Annotated in this window: 22 protein-coding genes and 1 pseudogene; 9 read left to right on the top strand and 14 right to left on the bottom strand. The window is 48.1% G+C overall.

Annotated elements, in window-relative coordinates; genetic code table 11:
- The first annotated feature begins 96 nt into the window (after positions 1 to 96).
- Entirely contained in the window at positions 97 to 1,101 is a 1,005-nt protein-coding gene (locus tag K6J72_RS04945) for a formamidase (RefSeq protein WP_221279031.1), read from the top strand.
- Here the strand turns inward: K6J72_RS04945 and K6J72_RS04940 are convergent.
- Both K6J72_RS04940 and K6J72_RS04935 read right to left on the bottom strand, forming a co-directional pair.
- Positions 1,076 to 2,191 carry an aminotransferase class I/II-fold pyridoxal phosphate-dependent enzyme gene (locus K6J72_RS04940; RefSeq protein ID WP_221279030.1) on the bottom strand — a complete coding sequence of 372 codons (1,116 nt, stop codon included), beginning with the start codon at positions 2,189 to 2,191 and terminating at the stop codon, positions 1,076 to 1,078. The two genes, K6J72_RS04945 and K6J72_RS04940, sit on opposite strands and share 26 nt — an antisense overlap.
- Positions 2,192 to 3,502: a methyl-accepting chemotaxis protein gene (locus K6J72_RS04935; RefSeq protein ID WP_221279029.1), complete on the bottom strand. Its 1,311-nt coding sequence runs from the start codon at positions 3,500 to 3,502 to the stop codon at positions 2,192 to 2,194.
- A 142-nt stretch (positions 3,503 to 3,644) separates the two neighbouring features.
- On the opposite strand from K6J72_RS04935, the gene fur reads away from it, so the two are divergent.
- Entirely contained in the window at positions 3,645 to 4,100 is a 456-nt protein-coding gene (fur, locus tag K6J72_RS04930) for a ferric iron uptake transcriptional regulator (RefSeq protein ID WP_221279028.1), read from the top strand.
- Here fur and pseI read toward each other — a convergent pair.
- The 5 genes from pseI to flgH are packed head-to-tail and all read right to left on the bottom strand — an operon-like array spanning position 4,080 to position 7,962.
- A complete protein-coding gene (gene pseI, locus K6J72_RS04925) occupies positions 4,080 to 5,090 on the bottom strand; it encodes a pseudaminic acid synthase (RefSeq protein WP_221279027.1) in 1,011 nt (336 codons plus the stop codon). The two genes, fur and pseI, sit on opposite strands and share 21 nt — an antisense overlap.
- Entirely contained in the window at positions 5,087 to 5,653 is a 567-nt protein-coding gene (gene pseH, locus K6J72_RS04920) for a UDP-4-amino-4,6-dideoxy-N-acetyl-beta-L-altrosamine N-acetyltransferase (protein WP_221279026.1), read from the bottom strand. Before pseH ends, pseI begins: the two co-directional genes overlap by 4 nt.
- Positions 5,646 to 6,590 carry a hypothetical protein gene (locus tag K6J72_RS04915; RefSeq protein WP_221279025.1) on the bottom strand — a complete coding sequence of 315 codons (945 nt, stop codon included), beginning with the start codon at positions 6,588 to 6,590 and terminating at the stop codon, positions 5,646 to 5,648. The genes pseH and K6J72_RS04915 overlap by 8 nt, the downstream gene beginning before the upstream one ends.
- Positions 6,587 to 7,258, bottom strand: coding sequence for a pseudaminic acid cytidylyltransferase (gene pseF / locus K6J72_RS04910; RefSeq protein ID WP_221279024.1), 672 nt, complete (start codon positions 7,256 to 7,258; stop codon positions 6,587 to 6,589). The genes K6J72_RS04915 and pseF overlap by 4 nt, the downstream gene beginning before the upstream one ends.
- Positions 7,258 to 7,962, bottom strand: a complete 705-nt coding sequence (gene flgH, locus K6J72_RS04905; RefSeq protein ID WP_221279023.1) for a flagellar basal body L-ring protein FlgH — start codon at positions 7,960 to 7,962, stop codon at positions 7,258 to 7,260. The genes pseF and flgH overlap by 1 nt, the downstream gene beginning before the upstream one ends.
- 90 nt (positions 7,963 to 8,052) lie before the next feature.
- Here flgH and K6J72_RS04900 point away from each other — a divergent pair, with 90 nt between their 5' ends.
- Entirely contained in the window at positions 8,053 to 8,784 is a 732-nt protein-coding gene (locus K6J72_RS04900) for an outer membrane protein (RefSeq protein WP_221279022.1), read from the top strand.
- On the opposite strand, the gene K6J72_RS04895 is transcribed toward K6J72_RS04900, so the two are convergent.
- Positions 8,781 to 9,314 carry a phospholipase D-like domain-containing protein gene (locus K6J72_RS04895; RefSeq protein ID WP_221279021.1) on the bottom strand — a complete coding sequence of 178 codons (534 nt, stop codon included), beginning with the start codon at positions 9,312 to 9,314 and terminating at the stop codon, positions 8,781 to 8,783. The two genes, K6J72_RS04900 and K6J72_RS04895, sit on opposite strands and share 4 nt — an antisense overlap.
- An 86-nt stretch (positions 9,315 to 9,400) precedes the next feature.
- Between K6J72_RS04895 and K6J72_RS04890 the strand changes: the two genes are divergently transcribed.
- From K6J72_RS04890 to hsrA, 5 genes are all read left to right on the top strand, one after another.
- Positions 9,401 to 11,506: a hypothetical protein gene (locus tag K6J72_RS04890; RefSeq protein WP_221279020.1), complete on the top strand. Its 2,106-nt coding sequence runs from the start codon at positions 9,401 to 9,403 to the stop codon at positions 11,504 to 11,506.
- Complete coding sequence (gmk, locus tag K6J72_RS04885; RefSeq protein ID WP_221279019.1) at positions 11,499 to 12,131, top strand: guanylate kinase; 633 nt, start codon at positions 11,499 to 11,501, stop codon at positions 12,129 to 12,131. Before K6J72_RS04890 ends, gmk begins: the two co-directional genes overlap by 8 nt.
- A 2-nt stretch (positions 12,132 to 12,133) precedes the next feature.
- The gene (gene tatA, locus K6J72_RS04880; protein WP_221279018.1) at positions 12,134 to 12,370 is read left to right on the top strand and encodes a twin-arginine translocase TatA/TatE family subunit; all 237 of its coding nucleotides are present in this window, start codon (positions 12,134 to 12,136) and stop codon (positions 12,368 to 12,370) included.
- Between the two features lies 1 nt (position 12,371).
- Entirely contained in the window at positions 12,372 to 13,988 is a 1,617-nt protein-coding gene (gene argS, locus K6J72_RS04875) for an arginine--tRNA ligase (RefSeq protein WP_221279017.1), read from the top strand.
- A gap of 164 nt (positions 13,989 to 14,152) precedes the next feature.
- Positions 14,153 to 14,833: a homeostatic response regulator transcription factor HsrA gene (hsrA, locus tag K6J72_RS04870; RefSeq protein ID WP_221279016.1), complete on the top strand. Its 681-nt coding sequence runs from the start codon at positions 14,153 to 14,155 to the stop codon at positions 14,831 to 14,833.
- On the opposite strand, the gene dapE is transcribed toward hsrA, so the two are convergent.
- On the bottom strand, positions 14,830 to 15,966 hold the full coding sequence (gene dapE, locus K6J72_RS04865) for a succinyl-diaminopimelate desuccinylase (RefSeq protein ID WP_221279015.1): 1,137 nt from the start codon (positions 15,964 to 15,966) through the stop codon (positions 14,830 to 14,832). The genes hsrA and dapE overlap by 4 nt on opposite strands.
- Positions 15,953 to 17,840, bottom strand: a pseudogene (mnmG, locus tag K6J72_RS04860) (tRNA uridine-5-carboxymethylaminomethyl(34) synthesis enzyme MnmG). The gene dapE and the pseudogene mnmG overlap by 14 nt, the downstream one beginning before the upstream one ends.
- A 70-nt stretch (positions 17,841 to 17,910) precedes the next feature.
- Here mnmG and K6J72_RS04855 point away from each other — a divergent pair.
- On the top strand, positions 17,911 to 18,672 hold the full coding sequence (locus K6J72_RS04855) for a hypothetical protein (protein WP_221279014.1): 762 nt from the start codon (positions 17,911 to 17,913) through the stop codon (positions 18,670 to 18,672).
- Here K6J72_RS04855 and K6J72_RS04850 read toward each other — a convergent pair.
- From K6J72_RS04850 to K6J72_RS04835, 4 genes are read right to left on the bottom strand one after another with little or no spacing between them, the layout of a single operon-like run.
- Positions 18,662 to 19,591: a hypothetical protein gene (locus K6J72_RS04850; protein WP_260320513.1), complete on the bottom strand. Its 930-nt coding sequence runs from the start codon at positions 19,589 to 19,591 to the stop codon at positions 18,662 to 18,664. The two genes, K6J72_RS04855 and K6J72_RS04850, sit on opposite strands and share 11 nt — an antisense overlap.
- Before the next feature lie 44 nt (positions 19,592 to 19,635).
- Positions 19,636 to 20,808 (bottom strand): HD domain-containing protein, encoded by a 1,173-nt coding sequence (locus K6J72_RS04845; protein WP_221279013.1) that lies wholly within the window; start codon positions 20,806 to 20,808, stop codon positions 19,636 to 19,638.
- Positions 20,805 to 21,407 (bottom strand): TerD family protein, encoded by a 603-nt coding sequence (locus K6J72_RS04840; protein ID WP_221279012.1) that lies wholly within the window; start codon positions 21,405 to 21,407, stop codon positions 20,805 to 20,807. Before K6J72_RS04840 ends, K6J72_RS04845 begins: the two co-directional genes overlap by 4 nt.
- Before the next feature lie 9 nt (positions 21,408 to 21,416).
- Positions 21,417 to 21,995 carry a TerD family protein gene (locus tag K6J72_RS04835; protein WP_221279011.1) on the bottom strand — a complete coding sequence of 193 codons (579 nt, stop codon included), beginning with the start codon at positions 21,993 to 21,995 and terminating at the stop codon, positions 21,417 to 21,419.
- Positions 21,996 to 22,019 lie beyond the last annotated feature (24 nt).

Raw genomic sequence — 22,019 nt, 5'->3', positions numbered from 1 at the left:
CTTTTTTTCACATTTACCCAACGTTAAAGCTCCAAGTCTACCATATACCCCGTGTTGCAAAACACAATAAAATAACAACAGCAAAAGGAGCATCTCATGGGAAGCATCGGAAGTATGGGTAAGCCCATTGAAGGTTTTTTGGTCGCTGCAATCCAGTTCCCTGTCCCCGTTGTGAATAGCCGCAAGGACATTGATCACAACATTGAAAGCATCATTAGAACTTTGCACGCCACTAAAGCAGGCTATCCGGGCGTGGAGCTCATCATTTTCCCCGAATACAGCACGCAAGGCTTGAACACCGCTAAGTGGCTTAGCGAGGAGTTCTTACTCGATGTACCGGGCAAAGAAACCGAGATGTACGCCAAAGCGTGTAAAGAGGCCAAAGTTTATGGGGTGTTTTCTGTCATGGAACGCAACCCCGATGCCAACAAGAACCCTTACAACACTGCCATCATTATCAACCCCCAGGGCGAGATTATCCTAAAATACCGCAAACTCTTCCCGTGGAATCCCATTGAACCTTGGTACCCTGGGGATTTAGGCATGCCCGTGTGCGAAGGCCCTGGGGGTTCAAAACTCGCCGTGTGTATCTGCCACGATGGCATGATTCCTGAGCTCGCTAGGGAAGCTGCCTACAAGGGGTGCAATGTCTATATCCGCATCTCAGGTTACAGCACTCAAGTCAATGACCAATGGATTCTCACCAACCGCTCCAACGCATGGCACAACTTGATGTACACCGTGAGCGTGAATCTCGCCGGCTATGACAATGTCTTTTACTACTTCGGGGAAGGGCAAATCTGTAACTTCGATGGTACAACTCTAGTACAGAGCCATCGCAACCCTTGGGAGATCGTTACTGGCGAAATCTACCCCAAAATGGCAGACAATGCCCGCCTAAGCTGGGGCTTGGAAAACAACATCTACAATCTAGGCCACCGCGGATATGTGGCTAAACCGGGCGGGGAAAGCGATGCGGGCTTGACCTACATTAAAGACCTAGCCGCAGGCAAATATAAATTGCCTTGGGAAGACCACATGAAAATCAAAGACGGCTCTATTTATGGCTACCCCACTACAGGTGGCCGCTTCGGCAAATAAGTTCTTGCAAACGCCCACACAGGTTTTTTAAAAGCCCCATAGTGTTTGTGGGTTGGACGTTCAAGCCCACACGCAGCAGGGGCTTTTCCGTTGTGGGGGGACGGATTGCCCCGCAAATGAACCCCTCTTTTAATAGATTCTCTTGTGCTTCTAGCAAGCTTTGGATATTGGCAAAGGGCAAGGTTAAAATACAGCTCTTGGTCTGCCAGCCAAAGCCCCCCACACAGCCACGCATTTGCTCTAGTAACGCCACAAAGGGGCTTGAGTCTTGATAAACCTCCTCCATATTCACGAGACTTAAAGCGGTGTCGAGTACGGATAGGCTTGTGGTGTAAATGATGCTTTTAGCCCGGTTGCATAAGAAGTCTATAATTTCTGGGCTCGCCCCGATGAATGCCCCATAACTTCCATAGGCTTTAGAAAAAGTGCCCAAAATGATTGTTGTTTCTGTGGGCTTGAGGTTGTAATGCTCTAAAACCCCCTTTAAGTTTGCCCCGATCGTGCCTAAGCTGTGGGCTTCGTCTAAAATTAAATGAGCGTTGTGCTCTCTAGCACACTCTAAAATTTCTAGGGGCACAATGTGGCCATCCATAGAATACACCCCCTCAATGGCGATCAAAACCCGCCCCTTAGGTTTATGCTGTGCTAACTTAGCTTGCAAGTCTTTAGAGTCATTGTGTTGAAAAAAGATGGTGTTTTTGGATTTTTTGGCGATGAACTGCCCGCTGGCGTGGTAGTGTGCATCCATGAAGAGTACATCATTAGGGCGCACCAAAGCCTCGATCAGCGCCACATTGCCTAAAAACCCACTCCCCACCAACACGCAAGCCCCAAAGCCCAAGAGCTGGCATAAATAGCTCTCTAACTCGTGGTGCAAAGGGTGGTAGCCATTCACAAGCATAGACGCCTTAGGGGCGTGGGGGTGTTGCCCTTGCAAAAGATTAAAAGCTTTTTGCAATAAGTCCTTGCGGCCGCCTAAGCCCAAATAGTCGTTAGAGGCAAAGTCGGCCAAGTTTGGGGGATAGAGGCGACGCTCTCTATGTAAGCCCGCCCGCTTTAAGGCCTTGAGTTCAAAAGCATAGCTGGGCAACTACTGGTGTTGTCCTAAAATATTTGTAATCTCTTTCTTCAATTCTTTTTGTTTTTCGTCAAACATTTTGTCAATGGTGTCTCGGACATTTTTAGAGCACTGCTCGATCGCACTAATGGATTTTTCAACGGTTTCTGAGGCTACGCTAACACGGTCTTTGAGCATATCCACCAGCTGGTTAGCGTCGTCGTGCAAACTGTTGTGGAAGGGCTCTAGGGAGCGGTAGCTAGGCGTGTTGCTGAAGCGTGTCTTGCCATCGCCCTCGTAATACCACTTGCCTAGGCGGCAATTGTGCCCATCCACAATTTTAAAGTTGTTGGGGATGTTGAAGATCACGCCGTATAAATTTGCCTTGTAAACGACATGGTCGGTCTTGGCTAAACTGCAAAAGGCTAGGTTGTTTAGGTTATCGATCGAATATTGTGCAGCGTCTGCGCCGATGAGGCTGGTTTGGGCAATGCTTTTGATGTCATCCACATCGTTTTTGATCACTTCGGCGGTGGCGTTGGTGTCGTGGGTGTTTGTTTGGATGTCGCTGGCTTCTTGTTGCATGGATTTAACCACCACGGCGATCTCTTTGGTCGCTTTTTGGGTTTTTTCGGCCAACTTGCGCACTTCATCGGCGACCACAGCAAAACCCCGTCCGTGCTCGCCCGCCCTGGCGGCTTCAATGGCCGCATTTAGGGCTAATAAATTGGTTTGTTCGGCGATGTCGTCAATGAGAGAAATCACCTGCGTGATCTCGCTGCTGCGTTGGTTGAGCGAGTCGGCTAAAGTTGTGGCGTTTTGCATTTTCTCGTAAAGACTATTGATGTTGCTGCTGGCTTTAGTGAGCTTCTCGATCATCTCCTGAGAGTGTTGGCTCCCATCTTTAGCCGCCTTAGTGAGGCCGTCTGTACTTTTAAATATATCTTGCATTGTGCCCTCAAGCCCCTCAAGCCCCTCACACATGCTCGTGTAGTAGAGATTAAAAATGCGATTTTTGCCGCACTCTGTAAACAAGTCCATTGTTTCTGTAATGGAATGGTAAAGCGTGTCATCAATGTGCTTGCTCTTGGTTTTATACAAGCGGTTATTCAAACTAAAATCTTGGTTGGGGGTGCTAAGATCGCTGGTTTTGCTGTCGATCCCGACTAAGTCCACGACATCGCCGTTTTTAAACACAATTTTATGATCTTTAATGCCGATGAAGCCCATATGGCTGCACAAATCCAAGAGCTGTTGGTAAAAATCCAACTTCTTCTCTAAAGTCTTGATCTCTGCATCTTTATTTGCCAACTGCTTTGCCAAGTCCTTATTGCCAAAAAACATACCACAACCTTTCAAAACAAGTGCCCTTGATTATACCCCAAATTTTCAATTTTACGCATTTAGGCGACCAAGCTATATTCACCACATTTTGTGTATAATGGTGCTTTTCGTTCTTCATCAGGGGGGCATTAAAGGAGTTAGCATGAACCGACTAGAAACTTTAGAATCCATTTTAGAACGGTTGCGTTTGGCGATTCGTAAAAATGGGCTTAAAAACTCTAAACAACGCGAGGAAGTGGTGAGCGTGCTGTATAAAAGTGGGACGCACTTAAGCCCTGAAGAGATCACGCAAAGCATCCGTCAAAACGACAAGAACACCAGCATCTCTTCGGTCTACCGCATCTTAAATTTCTTAGAAAAAGAAAACTTTATTTATACACTCGAAACAAACAAAAACGGCAGACGCTATGAGATCGCCGCCAAAGAGCACCACGACCACATCATTTGTTTGCACTGCGGGGACATCATTGAGTTTGTAGACCACGAGATCGAGGAGCGGCAAAACCAAGTCGCCAAAAGGCACAAGGCTAAATTAGTGAGCCACGACATGAAATTATTCGTGGTTTGCTCTAAATGTTTAGCTGAAGGGGTGGAGTAAATCTTGCCAGCTCAAAGCATGCCCCACTTCTAAATCCCTTAGCACCCTTTGCCCTAAAACTTGATCTAAATATTTGGGGGCAAGGCCGGCGTTTGGGCGCAGGGCTTTAATGTGCTCTTTAGTGAGAGTTTCGCCCTTTTTAAGGGCTTTAACCACAAAGAGAGAGCGCGCAAACTGCGCTCCCTTTAGCTCTTTTTGAGGCGGATTGGGGCTGCCTAGAGCTTCTTTGGTTTGGCGCACAGCTTCTACTAACGCGCTGAATTCCTCAGTGTCTAAGCTAAAGGCGCTGTCTGGGGTTTTTAAACTTTTATCCAGCATAAAATGCTTTTCGATCACGCTTGCACCTAGAGTGGTGGCGATGATGGCACTAAGATGCCCTAAAGTGTGATCGCTTAAGCCATAATCTGTGTTGTAAAGCTCTTGTAATTTAGGCATGGCTAGTAAATTCGCGTCTTGCAGTGAGGCGGGGTAGGCACTGGTGCATTTTAAAAGGGTAATGTCTGCATTGCCCACCTTGTGGCACACTTCTAAAGCGTCTAAGATATTTTCATGCGTGGCGATGCCTGTGGATAGAATTAGGGGCTTTTTGGTGCTGGCAACTTGGCGCAACAATTCTAAATCCGTGATCTCAAAGCTGGCAATTTTATAAATGGGGCAGTCTAGGCTTTCTAACAACTCCAAGCCCTTAGGGCTAAAAACCGAGCTAAAGAGGCACAAGTCTAGGCTTTTAGCGAGCGCAAAGAGGGGCTTGTGCCACTCTAGGGGCATGGCGGCTTCTTGATAAAGCGCATACAAGCTTTGCTTGTCCCAAAGCGTACCTTGAATGATGAAGGGGGGTTTATCTAGGGGCAAGGTCAGGCAGTCTGGGGTGTAGGTTTGCAGTTTTGCCGCCCCCACGCCCATATTTTTAAGTACAAGCAAGGACTTCTCGGCGGTGTCTAGGGAGTGCGCGTGGTTTGCGCTGAGTTCTGCCACAACTAAAGGGATCATTTTAAGCCTTTGTCCAGAGGGGAGATTTTGGAAAACAGCCATACATCGTGGTAGTTGTCTTGGCGGCGCACGAAGTCGCGCAACAATCCGCCCTTGCGGTAGGCGTGGCGTTCATAAAAATTGATGGCGCGGGCGTTGGTTGCCATCACCTCTAAATGCAACGCGTGCAAGCCAAACTTCAAAAAGGCGATGAACTCCAGCCCATCTAAGATCAACGCCCCGACCTTGGCAATCTCTGGGTTTTTATAAATGCCTAAAAAGGCGTGGCTGTGGGCAAAGTCTATGCGGGTGAGTGAGCCCACACCCAGCAACTCTTGCTCCTGTTTAAAGAGGTAATAGGCGGCGTTTTGGCTGAATTGTAATTGCTCTATGAAGTGCAAATGCGCCTCTTTGGAGATGTGCTGGGTGTACATCCACGCGGTGGTGGCCGGGTGGTTGCGGAAGGCCAAGATTTGGAGTTTTTCGGCTTTGGTGGTGTGGCAAAAGTGGCAAGCGTGCAGGGGGGGGCGGTTTTTAAAATCTTGGCTGGGGATGTCAAAGTTCTGGGTGAGGGCATTAAACATGGGCTAAGATGTTTTGCAAGGCGGGTAAAAGTCGACCCCCTAGATGCAAACGCCTTTGGGCAGCTTGCATGCGCTCTCTTGCCTTGAAATCCAATAGGCTTTGCAGGGCAGCTAAGAGGGTGTCTAGCCCCACTTGCAATAACGCTCCCTCTTGTGCTAGGGCCTCTACTTGTGGGAGCTGGTTAGGGGCGATGGGTAGGCTCACTAAAGGGGTTTGGCTTAAGATCGCCTCATAGACCATTTGTCCCCCACTGAATAAAGCAATGTCGCTTGCAAATAGCCGTTTGGCCAACTCTTGGGGGTTTAAGAGCGACTCAAAGGTGAAGTTAAGCCCACTATGCACACTTTGCAAGCTGTGTAACGCCGCCATGGGGGCTAGGGTGTGGACTTTGAGCGGAGTGTACCTTAAAATCCCCAGCACACTCTTTAGCGGGTCTAGGGCCAAATCGCTGCCCCCCAAACACAGCAAAGTCCTTTGGGGCGTGGGCTTTAAGGTCTTTGCCACACAAAATCTAGGATCGATGGGTAGATATCCGCTCCCTAAAAAATAATTCGGGTGGGTTTGTAGCTCTTTAGGATAGGCGTTGTGGGCGTTGTGGCTGGGGTTAAAAATGTAAGTAGGGCAAGAAGCGTGGCTTTTTGCTGTGAAAGCGGCGTTTTCTTTGCAAAAAAAGTCTTCAAAGATCACTAAGGGGGTTTGGATGTTAGCGTAATAGGCGGGCTTGGCTAAATAGCTGTCTATGATCGTCAAATCCGCCCCCACAATTTTGGTTTTCAGCCACTCTATGGCCTCATCGGCTAAGAGATGGGGGGCAAAGAGACGCACTTTTGCGCTAGGCCTCATGGACTCTAAAATGGCCTTAAGCTTTTGCATGCGCCTTAAATGCCCCAATCCACCCTGTGGGTGTGCGTCCGCAAAGAGGTGAATCGTTTTCATAATAGAGCGGTGTACTTCAAGGCGGCAAGTTTTAAATCTTCTAGACTGTCTATATCTTGCACACAACTTTGGGGCAAAATGAAAGGCAGAGAGTGGGGGGCTAGTAGGGGCTCTTTGGCGATAAAATGTTTAGCCTGCCCTAAGTAAAAAAGCCCGGCATCGTGATAGAGGGGGGGCAAATCTTGTGATCGTTTGAGCATGTTGTCTTTAAAAAGTGGCGTGGGGGTGTTCTCTTGGATAGAAAAGCTGCGGTAAGGCGAGGCGCTGTAAGCACTGCAAGCAAAGGCGTATTTTTTATGTGGGTTGATTTTCAAGGCTTGCAGCGCTTCTTCAATGTATTTTGCTTTGGCGAGCACGCTTGTGGCGTAAAGTACGCAAAGATAGGTGTCCGGCTCAAGTTCAAGCGTTAAAGCGGCATCGTTAGCCACTTCTAGGGTCGTGCTAAAATCCCCCGCTAAGTGGGCGGGGCGCGCTAAGACCTGTGCCCCATTTTCTTTGGCGGTTTGGGCGATTTTCGCATGGTCCGTGGATACAAAGACTTGGGTAAAAAGGGGACAAGCGCACGCCATTTGCACCACATAGCTTAAAAGGGGCTTGCCTAAAAAAGGGGCGATGTTTTTAAGCTCAATGCGCTTAGATCCCCCACGCGCCAAGATCAAAACAACCATTAGTAGGGGAAGCTCGAATCGAGGACATCACTGCCCACTTTTTTCTTATTGCTGGCACTCAAAGCCCCTAAATTCGTGTAAGAAATCTTAGCATCCGCAATGTATTTAGACTGAATCGTATTGTCCCGACCAATGTCAAAAGGGCGCACCACACCACTGATTTTAATCACTTGCTTTTCGCCATCCACGAGGACTTCGCGGCTACCATAGATAAAATAATTGCCATTTTCTAGGACTTTCACGATTCTAGCGGTTAAGGTGAGTTTTAAATCCTCGCTTTTCTTTTGCGAGCCGCCACCCTTAAAAGTGTTATTGGTCGCCGATTGCGTGAGGCTGTAGTTGGCGTTGTCGTCTAAAAACTGGGCTTGGTTGCGCTTGTTGGGGTTTGTGCCATTGTAGGTGAGGCGGGGGGCTGTGGCTGTGCCATTAGAGGTACTGGCGTAGTTTTTGGCGGTATTGTAATTGGCACTAGAGTTTTCCACCACAATCACGGTGATGAGGTCGTTGGGCTTCATCGCTCGTCTGTCAGCAAATAGGGGTCTTTCACCCTGTCCAAACAGGCTGCCCGGTTTGGCGATTTGGGGGATGAACTCTTTAGAGGGCATGTCCTCCACATAGTCGGGGGGGTCGAATTTCATGCCAGGCTCCACAGCACACACTAGAGAAATACAGAGTCCGAAAATTGCCAAAGAAACGCGCACCATAGAAAATCCTTAAAAAATGACTTAAAACTTTACCCCAAATTATACTATAATAGGGCTTATTCAAGCACCAATAGAATTTTAGGGAGTGATATGGCAACACGAAAGGCGTTTAGATGGGTTTTTGGGGTGTTTTTGGGGGCTGGGTTTATACAGGCACAAAATAGCGATCAATTCAGGCATCAAGATTCTTGGACAGATGGGTTGTTTGTGGGTGCAAGCTACCAAACGGGTACGGTGACCGTCCTCACTACAAACTCCACAGCGATGAGTACTTACCGCCCCGGGCGCGATGACATGAATGTTGGGGCAAATGGGCTAGGCTTTAATGTAGGCTACACAGGCTATTTTAGAAAAGACCAAATGTTTGGGGCGCGCTACTACGCCTTTTTAGACTGGCAGGGTTTTGGGGCACGCTATCCTAAGAGCCCCTATGGCGGGGGGCAGTACTATGGAGGCAATAATTTACTCACCTATGGGGCGGCGGCTGACTTTTTTTATAACTTTTTTCAAGGGGCGTTTTACCGCAACGACATTTCTTTGGATTTGGGCATTTATGTGGGAGTTGCCATTGCTGGGACCTCGTGGCTTGTGGGCACAACAGGGCAAAACGCAATGGGCTTACCTAGTTACGCTAACCCAAGCGTGAGTGCATTTCAATTCCTCTTCAACATCGGGCTTAGGGCCCTTGTGGTGGGGCAACACGGGATCGACATTGGCTTTAAGATCCCCACTATCAACCACATTTACTACAGCGGTGGGGATTACAGTGTTACTTTCCGCCGTACCTTCGCCTTTTACATTGGCTACGATTACCACTTTTAGTGACACTCACTCCACATTTTTTTGTAGTAGCTTTGGGCTTTTTGGATGATAGTGGGGTCGTTGTCTTTGAGGAGCAGTTCGTAATTGTTCTCAAAAGCGTTTTTGCTCCAATTCGCCGAACCTAGAAAAATCGTGTTGTTGTCAATAATGGCGAGTTTTTGGTGCATGATCCCCTTGTGCTCTTTGCCTCTGCCAAAGTAGCGGGCTTCTCTGCCGCTAAGCGTACAAGTGGAAATCCCCCTGTATTTAGCCAAGTAACCCATCGTGGAATATTTGCTGTGTGTCCCGCTGGTGTCGTAGATGATGTGGATCTCCACGCCTCGCGCAGCCGCGTCTTTTAAGGCTTTGGCAATGTCCTTGTGTGTAAAGCTGTAGATGGAAATGTTGATTTGGCTTTTAGCGGCATTGATTCCACTAACAAGACTCTTTAAGGCCTCGTGTTGTTCGTAGGGGAGCATGTACAAGGTGGGGGTGGCTTGTAAAGCGGTGGCGAGCAAACAAGGGAGTAAGAGAGATTTTAAGTGGCGCATGTTAATCCTTTCAGCGGTCATTAATCCAAAACAAGGGAAGTTGTATTATAATCCACAGCTTAGGTAGCCCAGCTTAAGGAGTGTCCTTGAAAATTCTGTTAGTGAACCAAAACAAAATGGTGGGCAAACTTTTTGAGAACATCGCCAAGAAGCTAGACATAGAGCTTGTGGCTGAAGAGCATGTAGACGAGATTTTACCCGCCCTCAAAGAAAACCCCGATTGTTTCTTTTTCGCCGATGACACGGCGGTGGATAACGAAGAGTATGGGCATTTAAAGCCCTATTTAGGGGCTGTGCAACTCAGTGGACTGCTGTTGCGTAAGGGTATTGAGGAGTTTGGGGGGTTTACACACTACATAAAAAAACCTTTCTTGCCCACAGACATACTCCATATTTTGCAAAGGAGCATGGGCACTTCTGCGCCCACAGATGCAGTCAAAAGTACACAGCAAATGGATGTAGCGGCATTTGCGCCCGATGAGGATTTCTTCAAGGACATCGATTCGAGTCTAAGCCAGCTAGAGGGGTTGCTAGACCCCAAGACCTCCCAAGAGCCATCCAAACAGGAGAGCAAAGAAGAACCCCAAGCCACACCACAAGAAGCCGCCCCCACAGAGTCTGCCCCAAAAACCCAAAGCACAACAGAAGAACCCCCCAAGGCAGAGCCATCCACAGCAACAGAAACTCCAAAAGAGAGCACACCCCAACAAAAAACCCATGACCCCTTAGCTTTAAATTTAGACGACCTACTACCCGTGGACGACAGCGAGGATGAAACCCATGCTGGTCTAGAGCATGACGAAATGCTGGAAGACTTGGTGCAAAAGGACTCCCCTAAAGCACAGGAGTTGATGGACAGTGTGCAAGATGTGGGCACTCTTATGCAATCTGCCGAGCAAGAAATTGATGAAGCCAAAAAACCCGATCTGCAAACACCTGAAGAACCCCAAGCCCCCAAAGAGAGCGATTTAAACCAAGATCCCATGGGTATGCTCGAGGAATTAGAAGCCCTAGGGTTAGACTCTAACAAAAGCACAGAATCCGAGCCTGAACCCGCAGAACAAGAACCCCAAACGCAAGAGAGTACACAAACCCCAGAGTTAGAGGATTTAGACAATCTGGGATTAGAGTCAACCACAACCGAATCGCAACCCGAATCTACAGGCACAGAACTTACAGAAACACAAAACACCATCTCTAAATCCGCTCGAGAAAACTCTATAGAACAAGAACCCCAAACCACAGAAAACGCACAAGAAGGTTTAGAGCAATCAGAGTTAGAGGATTTGGAGGGCTTGGGTGATTTGGGGTTAGAATCCACGGAAGTCAAAGCCAAACCCGTAGCCCAAGAAACCCCACAAGAAACTGCACCTATAGAGCAAGAACTCACAGAGCCCACAGAATTAGAAGTACCTGCACAAGAATCACAAATCCAAATCCCTACAGAGCAAACACCCCAAGCACAAGAGGAGGTACAAGCCCACGAGCCAGAGACCAAATCCCAAGTGCAAGAAAGCCTAGAGCAACCCGCATTAGAGGATACAGAAAACTTAGAAAACTTAGAGCTGGAGTCCACGCAAGCCGCAGAGAAGCCACAAGATGACTTAGAATCAAAGCTTGAACCCCAAGAAAGCCACAAAGAAACCCTAGAGCCAGAATCCCAAGAGGCGCAAACACAGCTCCAAGAGCAAACCCCCCCAACAACACAACCCCAAGAGGACATGGTAGAGCTAGAGAAAGACCCTCAAGAATATGAACACATTGAAGACATCCCAGCGCCTGTGATGTCTAGTGTTGTGGATGGCTCTTATGAAGCCCCCCAAGCCTCAAGCCAAAAAGAAACCCCACAGCAAGCCAAAGAATCTCCGCAAGCGCAGGCAGAACAAGAAGCCACAGAGCCCGAGCCAGAATTAGAGTCCCTAGAATTAGAAAATCTAGCACCCACAGAGGTGGAAAATCCAGAAGTTGCAATTACAAAGGACCCTAAAGCCCCCAAAGAGCCAGAACAAGAAGCCCTAGAGCAAATCCAAGAAGCCCCCCAAGAGAGCGCACCCACAACAAGTCCCCAAGCAAAGCCCTTGCATTTGAATCTTGATTTGCGAGATTTGTTGCAAGATTTATCCATTGACCCCAAACTTTTAGAGGGCAAAACTTTACAAATACAAGTCAATTTAGTGGATAAAGATGTCTAACCACGCTTACCGCATTTTGGTGTTGGCAGGTCCTAGTGGTTCTGGAAAAAGCACTTTGATCAGCCACTTACTTGAGCATTGCCATGACATTTATTTTTCCATCTCCACCACCACCCGCCCTAAGAGAGTGGGCGAAGTGGAGGGGCAACATTACTATTTTGTGAGTCAAGAAGTGTTTGAAAGGGGCATTGGAAACAAGCAATTTTTAGAGTGGGCCAAGGTGCATGGGCATTACTATGGTACTTCGCTAGAGCCGATCAACAAAGCCCTAAAGGCGGGTAAATTAGTCTTGTTTGACATTGATGTGCAGGGGCACCGCAGTGTGAAAGAGCTTTACAAAAAGGCGACTTCTATTTTTATCACCACAAAGAATATCCACATTTTAAGACAACGCCTAGAGCAAAGGCGTACGGACAGCTGTGAAGTGATTGAGCGGCGTTTGCAAACCGCCCTGCAGGAAATCCAAGAAGTTGAGTTGTTTGACTATGTATTGATCAATGAGGATTTGGAGTTGTCTAAAAAAATGGTTTTAGAGGTCGCCCACACTTTGGGCTATAAACAGCAAATGTTCCCCAAGGAGGCATTTTGTGAGGCATGGGGTGGTTGCATGAGAGATAAAGGATAAAAATGGGTACTTTTAGTGTTTGGCACTGGTTGATTGTTTTGGCTGTGATTTTGCTTTTATTTGGGGCGAAGAAAATCCCCGAGCTGGCCAAAGGGCTAGGCAGCGGGATTAAGAACTTTAAAAAGGCGATCAAAGAGGATGAGGAGGAGGGTAAAAAACCTGAGAGCGTAGGCATGCAACCCCCACAACAGCCCACACAGCCCACCCAAACCACCCCACAGAAAGAGCAACAAAGCTAGCATGCACCGCAGAGTCAAAGATCTATTAGAGAGGATTTTGCAAACTGAAGTGGTGTTGGAACACCCCAAAGATCGCTCTTTGGGGCATTATGCAAGCGTGGTCGCCTTCCCCTTGGCTAAGGTGCGTAAAAAAGCCCCTAAGCTCATTGCTGAGGAATTGGCACAAACGCTAAGTGTACACCCCGAGTGTCAAGCTGTGTTTGGCCAAATCACCCCGCTCAATGGCTACATTAACTTCACACTCAAAGAGGTGTTTTTAGACAGTCTTTGCAATGAGGCTTTGGCTTTGGGAGAGGATTTTGGCAAACAGCCTAGCAAGACAGAAAGTTACTATGTGGAGTTTGTGAGCGCAAACCCCACAGGACCCTTGCATATCGGGCATGCACGGGGGGCGATTTTTGGGGACAGCTTCTGTAGATTAGCCCGATTTTTGGGCTACAAGGTGCATAGCGAGTATTATGTCAACGACATGGGTGCACAGATTAAAACTTTGGGGCTGTCTGTGTTTTTAAGGCTCAAAGAAAAATTAGGTTTTAAAGTGGACTACCTCGATGGGTGCTACAAAGGCGATTATGTCTATGAGCTAGCCCAAGCCGCCAAAGAGCATTTCCAAATAGAGGGCCTAGAGGGGATCGATGAGGGGGTTTTGAGCGCAGAATTTGGGGTGTTTGCCAAAGATTTAATGATGCTTGAAATACAAGAAACTTTGGCAGATGTCGGCATCAAAATGGATTCGTATGTGAGTGAAAAGGCGGTGTTTGCTAAGAGTGCTGAGGTCTTTAGTCGCCTAGAGGCAAATCAAGGGGTGTATGAAAAGGAGGACAAGTTGTGGCTGCACTCCAGCGTTTTTGGAGATGAAAAAGATCGGGTGGTGCGTAAAGCCGATGGGGATTTCACTTACTTAGCCCCCGACATTGTCTACCACGACTACAAGTTTCAGCAGGGTTACGACCACTACATTAATATTTTTGGAGCGGACCACCACGGCTATGTCCCCCGTATTAAAGCGTCCTTGCAATTTTTGGGCTATAACTCGTCTAAGCTGGAGGTCTTGTTGGTGCAAATGGTCGCCTTGCTAAAAGAGGGGCAACCCTATAAAATGAGTAAACGGGCGGGCAATTTCGTTTTGGTGAAAGATGTCTTGCAAGACATGGGCAAGGATGCTTTGCGCTTTATATTCCTGTCTAAAAAGCTAGACACGCACTTGGATTTTGATGTGGCGAGTTTGCAAAATACGGACAGCACCAACCCCATTTTTTATATCCACTACGCCAATGCCCGTATCCACACCATGCTAGAGAAGTTTATCAACAAGGGAGGGGATTTAGAAAAGGTGCGCCAAAGCCAGCTATTAGACCTGCCCCCCGCTGGACAAAACCTGCTCTTCAACGCCCTCAACTTACCCAAAGTCTTGCAAGGGGCGTTTAACGATCAAGAATTGCAAAAGATTTGCGACTATTTAAAGGCCCTAGCAGCGGATTTACACAGCTTTTACAATGCTTATAGGATTTTAGACACACCTCAGGAGTTGCCCTACTTGAAACTGTGCCAAATGGTGAGCTTGAGTTTGACAATCGGGTTAGGACTGCTAGGGATCGAAGCCAAAAAGAAAATGTAGAAAGGGCGGGCGGGGATAAGGAGGGGGAGGTTACCCCGCCCATACCCGGTTGGGAAAACCAACCGAGGGGCATTATATCCAAAAAACTTATATCTTTCTCTTAAACTTTACGAGAGCTTAAAAACTTATGTTATAATTCTTTAAGTTTAAGGTAAAGGATTGGAATGCGTGTTTTATTAGTCGAAAACGATGGGGATTTGAGTAAAGAGGTCGGTACCTATCTCAATGAAAAGGGTTTTCAGGTTGATGTCGCCGAGAATTTGGAGGATGGGGAGTATTACATCAGTATCCGCAACTACGATTTGGTGTTGATTGGACTAGAACTTAGCGATGGCAATGGTTTAAGCCTCGTACCTTATGCCAAAGCCAAACACCCCTCAATCGTGAGCATCATTTTAGCCGAGCAAAACTCGAGCGAACAAGAGATCAAGGCATTTAAAGAGGGCGTGGACGACTTTATCGCCAAGCCCTTTGACATGGGGGTTTTGGTGGCAAGGATTGAAGCCCGTTTGCGTTTTTGGGGCTCTAGTATCATCGAGATTGAAGACTTGATCATCAACCCCGATGAGGAAAAAATTGTTTACAAGGGCAAGGAAATAGAAGTGAAGGGCAAACCTTTTGAAGTGCTGACTCACCTTGCTAGGCATAGGGACCAAATTGTGTCCAAAGAGCAACTCTTAGATGCCATTTGGGAAGAGCCCGAGCTTGTAACGCCCAATGTCATTGAAGTGGCGATCAACCAAATACGCCAAAAGATGGATAAACCTTTGGGCATCTCCACGGTTGAAACCGTGCGCCGCAGGGGCTATCGCTTTTGCTACCCCAAAGGCAGCACAGACAGCTAGGACTTTAAACCTTTTTGGGCGATCAGCTCCAAGAGCTTTGAGAAAATAAGGCTCAGGGTTTCGAGTTGTTTGATTTTTAGGCGTTCATCAATGGCGTGTATGCGCTCGTTGGTGGGCCCAAACTCCACGACTTCCACCCCAAAGGCGTGCAAAAACCTTGCATCGCTGGTCCCCCCATTTGTGTTGAACACAGGCGTGGTTTGCAACACTTCAGCGATCGCCTGCTCCAAACACCCCACCAACAGCGAGTCCTTAGATGAGAGGAAGGGCATGGAGTTTTGCTTGAGACTCAGGTCGTGGGGGACTTTCGCCAACACGATTTCTAAAAAGTTTTCAAGGTCTTTTAAGGTTGTGGCGGGCGAGTTGCGGACATTAAACACAATCTCCAGAGTTTGGGGGGTTACATTTTCTGCCCCCGAGTGGCTTTGCATAGAAGTGATCACAAGCCTAGAAGGCTCAAAGAGATCATCTCCTTCATCTAAAAATGCCCCCGCAATCAAGCCCAACTTATCGGCGATGACATCGATGGGGTTGAGGCAAGTTTCAGGGTAGGCGACATGTCCGGAGACACCGTGTATGGTGAGCTTACCCGCAATCGAGCCACGCCTCCCGATCTTCACACTATCGCCTAACTCTTGCACGCTCGTGGGCTCAGCCACAAGCGCAAAATCGGGAAGTAAACGCTTTTTTTGCAACACTTCGAGCATATACTTTGTGCCAAACTCGGCAGGGCCCTCTTCATCGCTCGTGAGCAAAACAGAGAGTCTTAAAGGCGTGTTAGGGGCAACTTTGGGACAAAACTCTTTAAGGGCATAGATGAACGCCGCAATCCCCCCTTTCATGTCTTGCGCCCCCCGTCCATACAAAAACCCCTCTAAAATCTCCCCCTTAAAGGGGTCAAAGTGCCATCCCTGCCCCACAGGCACGACATCCACATGCCCCACAAAGCAAAAGTGCAAGGGGTTCTCTCCCCCAAAGTTTTTTGTCAAAAAGAGGTTTTTTACCCCGTTTTTATCAGCATTTAGGGGCGTAAAATCGGGCAAGAGCGATTGTATATAGGTGTAGATCCCCTCTTCTTTGGGGGTGACTGTGGGGTAGGTGATGAGTTTTTGGGCAATTTCAACGGGATTCATGGGGCATTTTCTTAAGTTTTTGGTGTAAGTGTAAATAAAGTTGTAAGACCTCTAAATTTGCGGGGGTGATCCCACTGATTTGGGAGGCTTCAAACAAGCTTTTGGGACGGAACTTCTCTAACTTTTCACACGCTTCTAGCCCCAAACCCGTGCTCTTCTTGTAATCGAAGTCTAGCGGTATGGGAGTGTTTAGCATTTGCGCCATTTTGGCAATGGACACGCTCTGTTTGGCAATGTAGTCGTGGTACTTACACTCAATTTTAATTTGTTCTAAAATGAAAGGTTCTAGCGTATTTAAAAAGCCTAGAAACTCGGACAAAACATCGGGACTAAAGTTTTCACGCCCCATTAAAAACACCCCATCACATTTGTCATTGATGGGGGTTTGGTTTGCGTCCTTTAGGCGTTTTAAGACCTCTTTTGTGGGCGTGATGGCGGTTTGTTTTAAACGCTCTAACGCCCCCCTGATTTGCTCTTTTTGGGCGCAAAGCTCTGTATACTCTGTGTCGTCCATCAGCCCTAAAGCGTGGGTGTGTGCACCTAGTCTTAATCGGGCATTGTCCTCTCTTAAGAGTAGGCGGTACTCCGCCCTTGAAGTGAACATCCTATAAGGCTCTTGCGTGCCCTTACTGACCAAGTCGTCCACCATCACCCCGATATACGCTTCATCGCGGTGCAACACCAGCTCGGGCTTATTTTGTAAGCTTAAACATGCATTGATGCCTGCCATAAGCCCCTGTGCAGCTGCCTCTTCATAGCCTGTGGTGCCATTGATTTGCCCGGCCAAGTAAAGATTAGCCATTTGCCTTGTTTCTAAGGTACGCTTGAGCTGTGTGGGGGGGATGAAGTCGTATTCAATGGCGTAGCCATAGCGGGTGATTTGGGCGTGCTCTAATCCCTTAATGGAGTGGATCACCTGCTCTTGCACCTCAAAGGGCAGCGAAGTGCTTAAACCATTGACATAATATTCGCTGCAACTCCTCGTTTGCGGCTCTAAAAAGAGTTGGTGGCGTTCCTTTTCGTGGAAGCGATAGACCTTGTCCTCAATGCTTGGGCAATAACGCGGACCCACACTTTCGATTTGTCCGCTAAACATGGGGGCTAAATGGAAGTTTTGACGGATCAAGGCGTGGGTGCTCTCATTTGTGTAAGTGATGAAGCAAGGCAGCTGCGTGGGGTTAAAGTCTTTGGTGTAGTGGCTAAACTTGGGGGGGTTTAAATCGCCCCCGTGCGCTTCTAGCTGGCTAAAGTCAATGCTCGCCCCCGAGAGTCTAGGGCAAGTGCCCGTCTTAAGCCGCCCCATTTCAAATCCCAAATCCGCCAAATTTAAAGACAGGGCCACCGATGCGCTCTCGCCAAAACGCCCATTTTGGCTTTGGTGCGTGCCAATATGCACCAGACCTTGTAAAAAAGTCCCTGTGGTTAAAATGACCTTCTTGGCCCTGTATTCCTTGCCAAGCGCGCTTTTTACACCCACCACAGCCCCCCTCCACAAGCAAGCCCTCCACCATTTCCTGCGACACGCTCAAGTTCGGGGTGTTTAGCACCAAATTGCGGGCATTGATGCGGTATAAATCCATGTCAATTTGCGCTCGAGTACCTCTAACCGCTGGACCTTTGGACGCATTTAGGGTGCGAAATTGCAACCCGCTCATATCCGTCAACACCCCCATAACCCCGCCCAAAGCGTCCACTTCTTTAACCAGGTGCCCCTTGCCAAGCCCACCAATGGCCGGGTTACAGCTAGCAAGCCCGATATTTTCAATCAACAAGGTGAGTAAATGCACTCTTGCGCCCATTTTCGCCGCCACAACGGCGGCTTCAATGCCGGCGTGTCCGCCACCCACCACAACTATATCAAAATGAGTCAACATGCCCCTATTCTATTGTGAAACCTTTTAACACTGACTTAACCCAAAAGGGCTTTATGCTAGAATCTAGGCTATGTTAAACCCCATCAATGCGCTCCAACAGCTCGGCTTGCTCCAAGATTTATTAAAAGACCACCCGCAGGCGCGAAACTTCAACGGGACTTTGCCCCTGCTTTTAAAGGTGCTAGAAAAAAAGGGAGCGGATCAATACCTCTTGCAGCTAGGCAACCAAGTGCTCGAGAGCAAGAGCCAAAAGAACCTTGTTTTAGGCAAAACCTATTGGGCTTTGGTGCATAAAAGCTCGGTGGGTGCGACCATGCTCTCTAATTTGATCCCCCAACCGCCCATCCTAGCAGAACTGAAAAACGCCCCGCTCAAACTAGACCTACAAGAATTGCACAAGATTTTAAGTCAAGAGAGTAAAGAAGTGTTGAAAGACTACCAACAGCAAATCCTACACCACTTCACCCATGCCACCACCCGCCAAGACTTTTTATTCTTTGGCAATCTCTTGCTCTCTTTGCAGCACGAAGTGGCAAGCTTTGTCATCACAGACGGGCATAAAGAATCCCTTGTGCAGTTTAAAAAGGGGGGTAAACAAGAAAGGCTCGAGTTTTACGCCCTTTATCCGCATTTAGGGCCTTTGCAGGGCGTGCTTTATAAACAAGAGGGAATTTGTCTGTCTTTGGGCGTGGCGTATGAAAGCGTGGCAACCCTCTTAAAAGGACAAACCGACACGCTTAAGGGCTTTAGCCGCATAGAAATTTACACCGCTAAACCCTTACCTGAACCGCTCTTTAGCTTTGAAGAAAATTTGCTAGACACTAGGGGCTAGGGAAGCCATAGGGGTTTAGGGGAGTGTGGGCTTTAAGGAGGGTGTTTTTTGCTAGGGCGTGCGCTTGCATTGCCATCGTTTCGTTTAAAAAGGCTAAATGGCGAGAGAGTTCCAAAAGCAATTTCAGCTCCAAACTTTGCGCCTTTTGGTTATAGGTGGCGTAGGCTGAAGCTCTTGCGTTCGGGTCTTTAGCGTCCTTTAATTCTATAGCTAGGTTTGTGTTTAGAGCGTTGATTTGCTTTTCTAAAGTGTTGTTAGCAAATCTGACTTGCAACTCTTCTAGGCGTTTTTCTAGGGCGTGTGTGGGGGGTTTGGGGGCACTTTCTTTAAAATTTGCAAGCTCTTGAAAGTCTTTGGTTTGCAACTCTTCATAGTGGTTGAAGTCGCCCCTAAGCAGGGCTTCTTGCATGCCCTTTAGCCGCTCTTTGTGCTGTGCTTGGGCTTCTTTGGCTTGCACCTTTGTGCAAAGAAGGGTGCTTAAGGGTTTGGGAGCTAGAGGTGGGTTGTGGGTTTTTAGCTTGTTTAAAATCTCTTGAGCGGTGTTATTAGGGCTTTTGAGCGTGGCGGTGTCAAAGTCTAGCCACGGGCAGGCGTGCTTTAGGCGTGCCATTTGGGCCATTTGGGCTTGTTTGTAGGCTTTCAAGCGCTCTTGCAGTTCCAACTCTTGCGCCTTGGCCTGTTTGATCTCTTGCTCCAAATAGGCACGCATCGGCTCTAGGGGGGCAATGTGGGCTTGCTCTAAAGTGTGGCTTTGCTCTAAGATATTGCGCATGCTCTCTAGGGTGGCGGCTTGGGCTTTTGCCCTTTCTATGAGTTGTGCAAAGAGGTACAAATGCTCCTGCATTTTGGCAATCATTGTGCTTTCATTGGCGTTAGAAGTGGCAAGCCTTGCATTGGCTTGCACATCTAGGGTAATCACCGCCGCTGCGTGCAAGAAGCCAAAAAGGCAAAAGAATAAAAATTTCAGGCAAACTCCCCGAACAACGCCCCCAAATGCACCCCTTGTAAAAAAGTGCTTTGGCATTTTTGCTGGATTTTCTTCGCCCCATTCACCAAAACATCGCTTTTAATGCCATGCGCTATGGAGATTTTAGCTTCTAAAAAGGCGCTCAATTGGTCGCAAAACTTCAACAACCGCCCACTCACCCCATTGAATTCATTTTTATTGAAGCACTCCCAAAGAGCACTCTCGCTCTCTAGACTCATGGCTTTTTTGCTACTAGGGTCTATGTAGCGGTCGTCAAATTCTTTTTCGGTAAAATAGCGCAAATCTTGCGCTAAATCTGCATCAAGATAGCGCCAAATGTGCTCTTGCATCACCTCCGCTTCTAGAGTTTTTAAATGGCTGTCTAACCCCTTCACGCCGTGCTTGATGGGCGAGATGATGTCTCGTGTCAGCACTTCAGGCAGGTCATGCAACAGCCCGCCCAAAAAGTGGTTTAAGCGCATCACAGGGCATGCCTTTAAATCAAAGCTGAGTAAGAAAGCACAGAAGGCGACAAAGAGCGCATGCCCCAGCACGCTTGTGGGCGGCACTCTAGGGGTTTGACTCCAGCGCTTTTGCAAGCGCAGCTGTCCGAACATGGAAGTGAGCAGCTCCAAATGCTCTACTTGGTCTAAAAGTGGGGCGTGTCCTTTTAACGAAGTGTCAAAATGCGCCTTGATCTCTTGCACCCCATAGCCCTCTGGGTAAAAGCGGTGGATGAAGCCAAACTCCCACGCCGACACATAGTCATGGGCAGCCTTAAGCAATTGGCTTTCTAAATTCTTAGGGGGGTTACAAAAGTAATCTTGCAAGGTGTCAAAAATGTCATAGCCCTGCACTTCGGGTGCGAGTACGCCCCACACATAGGCGGCTAGGTCCATGCGGTGCTTTTCTAAGAGCTTGTAATAAATGGGAGGTTTAATGTCGGTCAGCACCACACGGCTTAAAAACTCAAAGCAAAAGTAGTTCAACAACTTGTCCCAATCCACGCCCGCATGGTGTTTAGCCAACAAGACAACCACCATCGCCTTGTGGGCTTGTTTGTCTAATTCGCTAAACTCAATGGGGCAAGCTTGGTCGTTCCAGCGGCGGATAGATGCAGCGACAAAGAGTCGCTCTAAGAGTGCCCGACTTAAGTGGGGGGTTGTCATAGATACTTTGGCACAGATTTTGACAACAAGTCCTCTAGTTTGGAGTCGGCGGTGGGCTCGCCAATCGCGCTAAACTTCCACTCCCCATTGTGTTTGTAGAGCTTGCCTAAAATCATGGCTTCTTTGCCCGCAAAAGTGGCATCGTTAGCCACATTGTAAGTGGCAAAAATGGAGCGCACTTGGCTAGGCGTGCCTTCATACAAGCGGATACTTGCAAAGGGGATCGCGTCAAATTTGATGTGGGTGTAGGAACTCAACACAAAGACCAATTGCGTGATTTCCGGCTGTAGGCTGTCTAGCGCAATGCTGATGACCTCATTGTCTAAGCCATCATCGCCCCCCACATCGCCCGTGCGGTCATCCCCGCTGTGTTTAATCCCGCTTGCCGCCTGTTTGCCATAGTACACACAATCCACGAATTTTTGATCGGCAAAAATCCCCACGCTCAAATCCAAATCCACCGCTTCGGTTTTGTTGTTGCCAAACCAGCCCTTTTTGCTAATCGCCCCCCAATTTGCCCCCACACAAAAGGCACTCAACTTTTCCCCGCTCTCTTTTTTAAGCGAGATCTTCTGTCCCTTAACTAGACTGACCGCCATTCACCCCCCCTAGACATTGACCCCAAATTGCTTACAAAAGCCCGCCAAGCCCTCTTTAAAGCCCGTGCCCACAGCGGCAAATTTCCAATCTGCTCCATCTCTATACAGCCTGCCAAACATCAAAGCCGTTTCCACCGAAAAATCCTCTTCTAAGTCGTAGCGCAAGATTTCTTGGTTGTCGCTCTCATCGACAATCCGTACAAAGGCGTGGCGCACCATGCCAAAATTTTGTTTGCGGCTGTCGGCTTCGTGGATCGTTACAACAATGTGGATTTCTTGCACCCCACTATCTACATGGTTTAAGTCCACCTTGATTTGTTCATCATCGCCCTCTCCGGCTCCTGTGCGGTTGTCGCCCGTATGCACCACAGCCCCATCTTTGCTCTTGGGATTGTTATAAAACACAAAGTTGGCATCATCGCTCACCTTGCCATTGCTTGCGGTTAAGAACACCGAAGCGTCTAGGTCAAAATCTCCCCCGGTGTCTGTGTTGTTCACATCCCAACCTAGCCCCACAATGATCTTAGACAATCCAGGTTTTTCCTTGCCCAAGGATACCCGCCCACCTTTGACTAAACTGACAGACATAAGCACTCCTTTATGAAAATAAAA

This window comes from Helicobacter sp. NHP19-003, assembly GCF_019703305.1.
Taxonomy (GTDB): domain Bacteria; phylum Campylobacterota; class Campylobacteria; order Campylobacterales; family Helicobacteraceae; genus Helicobacter; species Helicobacter gastrocanis.
Note: the sequence above shows the minus strand (reverse complement) of the source record. Positions and strands in the feature narration are given on the sequence as shown.